The 5,921-nt window shown below is 60.9% G+C and carries 4 protein-coding genes; all 4 read left to right on the top strand.

Going from position 1 to position 5,921, the window contains the following annotated elements:
* The first annotated feature begins 135 nt into the window (after window positions 1-135).
* The 4 genes from ACSQ36_RS46840 to ACSQ36_RS46855 are packed head-to-tail and all read left to right on the top strand — an operon-like array spanning window position 136 to window position 5,700.
* Window positions 136-1,584 carry a site-specific integrase gene (locus ACSQ36_RS46840; RefSeq protein WP_436186635.1) on the top strand — a complete coding sequence of 483 codons (1,449 nt, stop codon included), beginning with the start codon at window positions 136-138 and terminating at the stop codon, window positions 1,582-1,584.
* Complete coding sequence (locus ACSQ36_RS46845; protein ID WP_436186634.1) at window positions 1,581-3,461, top strand: integrase; 1,881 nt, start codon at window positions 1,581-1,583, stop codon at window positions 3,459-3,461. The genes ACSQ36_RS46840 and ACSQ36_RS46845 overlap by 4 nt, the downstream gene beginning before the upstream one ends.
* Window positions 3,458-5,341 carry an integrase gene (locus tag ACSQ36_RS46850; RefSeq protein WP_436186633.1) on the top strand — a complete coding sequence of 628 codons (1,884 nt, stop codon included), beginning with the start codon at window positions 3,458-3,460 and terminating at the stop codon, window positions 5,339-5,341. Before ACSQ36_RS46845 ends, ACSQ36_RS46850 begins: the two co-directional genes overlap by 4 nt.
* Window positions 5,338-5,700, top strand: a complete 363-nt coding sequence (locus ACSQ36_RS46855; RefSeq protein ID WP_436186632.1) for a hypothetical protein — start codon at window positions 5,338-5,340, stop codon at window positions 5,698-5,700. Before ACSQ36_RS46850 ends, ACSQ36_RS46855 begins: the two co-directional genes overlap by 4 nt.
* Window positions 5,701-5,921: the final 221 nt, after the last annotated feature.

Raw genomic sequence — 5,921 nt, forward strand, 5'->3', positions numbered from 1 at the left:
TGCATTCTCGATTGTCTTGATGACGTCGTAGCGGCTGTATTCTCTGGCTATATGCGCAAGTGAAGAACGATTTCCCGATACTCGCAGGCTGTGTTAAAGCGGACGCCCGCACAAACACAGCAGAGGATCTGCATCATGACAGCAAGACGAACGACCATCCGGCAACTGCCGTTGACCGAGGTCGTTGACCGCGACACACCCGGCGCGACGCCGGTCAGTATCACCACCCCCGAGGGCGGCACCATCTATCACACGGTCCCGCTCGCAGACCCCGACACCGGCAAGCGACGCGACACCCGCCCGAAGTGGATCGCAGGCACCTTCCCCCTCTTTCCCGTTGTCCGACTTGTTGACGGCGCGCCGTGGGCTGAGGCGAACCTCTGGCTCATCGATATGATCGAGTCGAAGTTGTCGCCGAACATGCTGACGTTCGCCTGCATCGCTGACGACCTGGTAGCGTTCCGTCGTTATCTGGATGACGAGGGTATCGACTGGCTCGTCTTCCCTGTGAACAAGCGGCAACGTCCGACCTACCGATATAGCGGCTCGATCAAGATGGCGGTGCAGGCAGGCGAACTGTCTCCGGGCGTTGCCAAGCGTCGTATGGGCACCGTGGTGCGCTTTTATCGCTGGCTGATGACCGAAGCAGGCTTTCGACCCACGAACGCGCCGTGGGTCGAATCTGATCGCTTCATTGAGTTCAAGGACGAGAAGGGCTTCAGCGGCGTGATCGAAGTCAAGACCACCGACCTGTCGATCAGTGGCCGGCGCGTAGAAGACCCATGGGACGATCACATCCAGGACGGTGGTCGCCTGCGCCCGCTCCCCTCTTCCGAGCAGTCGGCGCTGCTTGAATCGTTAGCCGCACTAGGCAACACCGAGATGACGCTCGTTCATCTCTTCGCGCTGTTGACGGGCGCCCGCATCCAGACGGTACTGACCGTGCGCGCGAAACACGTGATGCACAAGCCTGACGGGTTTCACGGCGACGACATCCGTCTCCCCTGCGGGCCAGGTACCGGCATCGACACGAAGGGCGGCGTCAAGGGCGTGTTGCATCTGCCGCGTGGTTTCTATGAGCGGCTGTACGTCTACGTGCACAGCGATCGTGCGCGCAAGCGTCGCCAGATGGCAGATGGCGGCGATCACTTCGACCAGCCGCTCTTTCTGAGCCATCGCGGTGCGCCGCTCTACGAGGACTGCGCGTCGCGCGCCCCGGTGAGCACTGGCTCGCACGTACGCCGTCACGTCAAGACAGGGCAGGCCGTGCGTCAGTTCATCAGGGACGAACTGTTGCCCATGATGCGCGTGCAGCTCGGCAACCCCAGGTATGCGGTCAGCTTCCACGACCTGCGCGCGACTTACGGGCTGAACATGGTCGACACGATGACAGCGAATGAGACGAAGTACACCCGGGCACTCGATCAGTTGCGGCAGTTGATGTGGCACGCCCGGCCGTCTACGACTGAGATTTACCTCGGCTACCGCGAAAACCGCAAGCTGTTCGACGCTGTGCAGGACGGGTGGAGTGCGCACCTGTCGACGCTGGTCACGCTCGCCCTCGATTGCGCGGTGGCATCATGAACCGGCTGTACGAGGAAGTGCACATGCCGCTCACGGAAGGCACGACGCTGCTGCGCCCCGAGCGCGCGCTGCTCAAGTGGGAAGGCATTAGCAACCGTTCCGATATTGGGCAGATCTGCTACCTGACGCGTGACACGTCGAGCACGCGGCACACACGACACACTTTCGACCATACAAGCTTCAGCAGCGAACGCGCCAAGGTCGTACGCATGCTGGTGAAACAGCTTTCCGAGCGCTTGACCCTTGGTGCAATGCGTCCGAATACGGTCTATCTTGCTCTGCGCGGCGTGCTTGACTTCGCCAACTGGGCCGACAGGCTGGGCTTGCATCAGGTGCTCTGTGACGAGAAGGCTACGGCGGAGGCGGTTCATCGTTACTTTCGTGAGAAGCGTGAACAGGTCTCGCTGGGCAACCTGAACCACAATACTGTCGCGCGCCTTCAGCCTAATCTGTTGTCGATGCTACGTGAGTTATTCAGAAACGACGACTTCTGCGCCGATGCGAGGGTGCTGCGCCAGCAACATTATGCTTACGCACCGACAGTTGTGCCCGACGCCGAGGCACAAGCCGCCTTGCTCGCGTGGGCTGACGCGCTCTTCAGCAGCATCAGCACGCTGGTGCTCGACTTCAAGCCATATCCGGTGCGCGTGACCACGGCGCGAGGTGAGAATCTTTGCCTTGTTCCGCACACACATGGCCGTGGTGAAGGGCACGACTCGAACGGCTTGTTTGGCTGGAATCTGGAGACGGGACAGCTGCGCACCCGGGAAGAACTCACGAGGCGCTTGGCCGAGGCTGGAGCTAAAAATCCTCGCCATCGTTCGTGGGGCATCGCGCGGTTAACGGCTAAACATCTTACGGCGGCCAACGAGGACGTACAGTCACCGATCCGCCGCTCGCATGCTTCGATGGCGGCCTCTTGCTTCGCCGCGCTGTTTCTGGCTGAAACGGGCGTCAGCCTCGCGCAGCTGCTGGCAATGAAGTGGAGCCCGGAGCTCGCCGCGAGCCTGCGGGATGCGTCTGTTGTACGTCAGAAGTTTCGCGAGGTTAAGTACCGTGCAGGTGGAATGGAAGTTACGTTCACCGTCTCGCTGGCCTTCATGCCAAAGCTCAAGGCGTATCTGGCATTGCGCAAGTATCTTGTCCAGGACGCAGACTGTGACACGTTGTTCGTCGTAGTCGGGCATCATGCGCAGCTGCGGCGGCTAACGGGTCTCTCAACCCAATTCCTTGATCGGCTTTACAGTCGACTCGGTACGCTCGGGATTGTGCTGCCGCGCATTAGCGCACGTCAGTGGCGTGCGGCAAAGCAGGATTGGGCGGTGAGCAATCACGGCCCTGTCGTCGCAGCCAGGCTGATGGGCCACTCCTTGGCCACGGCGCTGCGCTCGTACTCGAACGGCACGGACACCGCGCACAAGGCTGAGATGGGCGCATTCCTCGCTTCAGTTGAGAAGACCGTGCTGAAGGCCGGCAACGACCCGGCGGGCTCCATCAAGAGCGCGGTGGGCGTCTGCATCGAGTTCCACAAGCCTGCGCCGATCGCCGCTTCGGTCACCGTACAGCCTGACTGCCGCTCGACCGAAGGGTGTCTCTTTTGCGACCAGTACCGCGTGCACGCTGACGCCACCGACATCCGCAAGCTGCTGAGTTGCCGTCACTGCATCAGGCTCGCGAGCGGGCGTGCTGGCTCGTTCGAGCAATACGAGAGCTCGTTCGGCGCGGTGCTGCGACGGGTCGAATTCCTCCTGAATGAACTATGCAAGCGCGACGCCGCGCTGGTCGGTCAGATCGAGCACGACGTTGATATTGATGGAAATCTTGACGCTTTCTGGTCGACCAAGCTTGATCAGCTTTACGAATTGGGAGTGGCATGAACAATACGCTAATCGCAGCGCTCGCCGAGCGCCCCGACTGGTATCGGATCGAAGACGATGCGGTCGTCACTCACGACAAGGCCGGGAACGCTGCTTCGCTGTTTGGTGACGACGCCTGGGACATCCGTGCATATACGATTGGATCGCGCCGCACCCATATCCACTTTAGGGGTCACCCGCTTAACGACGCAGGCCGCATCCTTTCAGCCACGACTACGCGTCAGTGGAAGCAGGTCATGTACTTTCTTATGCACGAAGTGACCGAGACGGTACCGGCGTCCAGTACTCTTCAATCTTGTTCATTTTACCTGAAGGACTTCACTTTCTTTGCCGCCGAACACCAGCTTACTCTTTATGAAGGGCTATCCAACGTCGCTGTTGTTCTGGACTATGTGGCACAAGCTGGGATCGACATGAAGGCCCAACGCCTTCATTCGATTCTGGCGAAGCTTCACCGGCTGGGCGCCGAGGCCACAGGGCTGCGTGTGCCGTTGGCCCAACTGCATAAGCCTCTGCTCGAACGCTCCGCGCAACGCGCCGGAAACTCACAATACGCGGTCATCCCGACGCGGATCTACCAACACTTACTGTCGACCTGCGAGCATGACCTCGGGATCGCTGAGAGCGTCGCGAACGCGCTGTCGGACTACCTCGCGCGCGCATACGCTGGCGAACGCCCTGACGTCTGTGCCGCACTGAAGACGGCTGCTGTCCACTTCGGGTGCAAGGACTCCCCTTACATCGTGTTGTCGCTTGTGGCGTCGATCAGCGCGTTATGCCAGCTTGTCATCCTGTCGTTCACCGGCATGCGCGCGATGGAAGCGGAGAACCTGCCGTACGACTGTCTGAGCGAGGCCCGGCTGGATGGCGTGACGCACTATGCCATCGAGGGCGTTACGACCAAGCTGTCCGGCGGGCGTCCCAAACGCGCATGCTGGGTGACAAGCCCGCTCGGTGCTCGCGCCGTCAGGCTCGCGCAACGGCTGTCGGGCGAGGCGCACCGTGCGCACAGCGCACCAGGCTACGCCGAATCGACGGACGGTTCCCGCCTGCTGTTCTGTCGGATGGGTCTGCATCTTAAGTACGTGGCAAACCGGGCGCCCAGTACCATACATAACGATGTCGAAGGCTTTCGTGAGCGCGTCTTCCCGACGATCACGGCCGAAGACATCGCCGAACTGAAGCGTGTCGACATGCACCGCGCATGGGAAGACGAACCGAAGTACGCGGTCGGGCAGCAGTGGCCGTTCACGCGTCATCAGCTTCGCCGCTCGCTCGCGTTGTATGCGCAACGCAGCGGCCTCGTCACGCTGCCGACGCTCAAGCGTCAGTTGCAGCACATCACGCAGGAAATGAGCATGTATTACGCTCGTGGCTCGGCGTTTGCGAAGGGCTTCATCGACACCGACAAGGCTCACTTCGCGAAGGAATGGGCCGAGGCACAGGGCCTGTCCGAGTACCTTGCGTACGCTGAGCAGGTGCTGTTCTCTGACGAGCGGCTGTTCGGCGGGCACGCAGCATGGACACAGAGCCGTGCCGTGCAGGCGTCGCCCGTGTCGGTCTACTCACGCGAGCAGACGGTGAGGATGTTCGGGAAGGGCGAACTGGCGTACCGCGAGACGGTGCTTGGCGGCTGCGCCAGCGTCGAGCCGTGCAAGTCGACGGCGCTCGACTGGATGCGTCTGGATTGCCTTGAATCGAACTGCCGTAACCTCGTGGTCATGCCGTCGAAGCTTCAGCGCGTGATCAAGGCGCAGCAGGCCACAGTCGAGAAGCTGCGCGCTGCCGATGAGGCGAGCGTCGAATGCCGCATCGAGGCACAGACGCTGCAACGACTGCTTGACGCGCAAGAGAAACTGATGAAGCCGGAGGCCGCATGAGCGATGCCATGACCGACTACTACGCCGCCCTTGAGCGGCTGAAGAAGCGCAAGGGTGCGCGTATCAACAACGATACCGTGGCGATCGAGGCGGGCCGCAAGAAAGGCAGCATCAAGAAGTCGCGCCCTCAGTTCGCCGGGCTGATCGAAGCAATCGATGCGGCCAACGCTGTAGCCGAGCGGCCAAAGCTCGAGCTGACGGAACGTCTGAACCGCGCGAAGGGCGACGCGAAGGATCTGCAGGTACAGCTTGACGAGTCGCTGGCTCGTGAACTCGCGCTGCTGCGTCAGGTATTCAGCCTGCGCAAAGAACTGGCCGTGCTGCGCAGCGGTAGTGTCCTGCCGTTGCAGTCGCGCTAGATGTCGAAATAAAATAAAGCAAACTTGCGGAGGAAAATGGACACGCGATGGTCGTTGTGTCCACTTTTTCTCCCAATCTAATGGACAACCCGCAGTCTGCCGATTGCAGCATTTTCAAGGCTCCGCCTGATGTCCATCGTTTTTCTCTTGCGCGTATGGCTAACGCGATGTGATAACCGAGCACGGCGCGCGTACACACGTCTATGATTGCAAGGAGCCAG

This window comes from Caballeronia sp. LjRoot34, from assembly GCF_964253815.1.
Classification (GTDB): domain Bacteria; phylum Pseudomonadota; class Gammaproteobacteria; order Burkholderiales; family Burkholderiaceae; genus Caballeronia.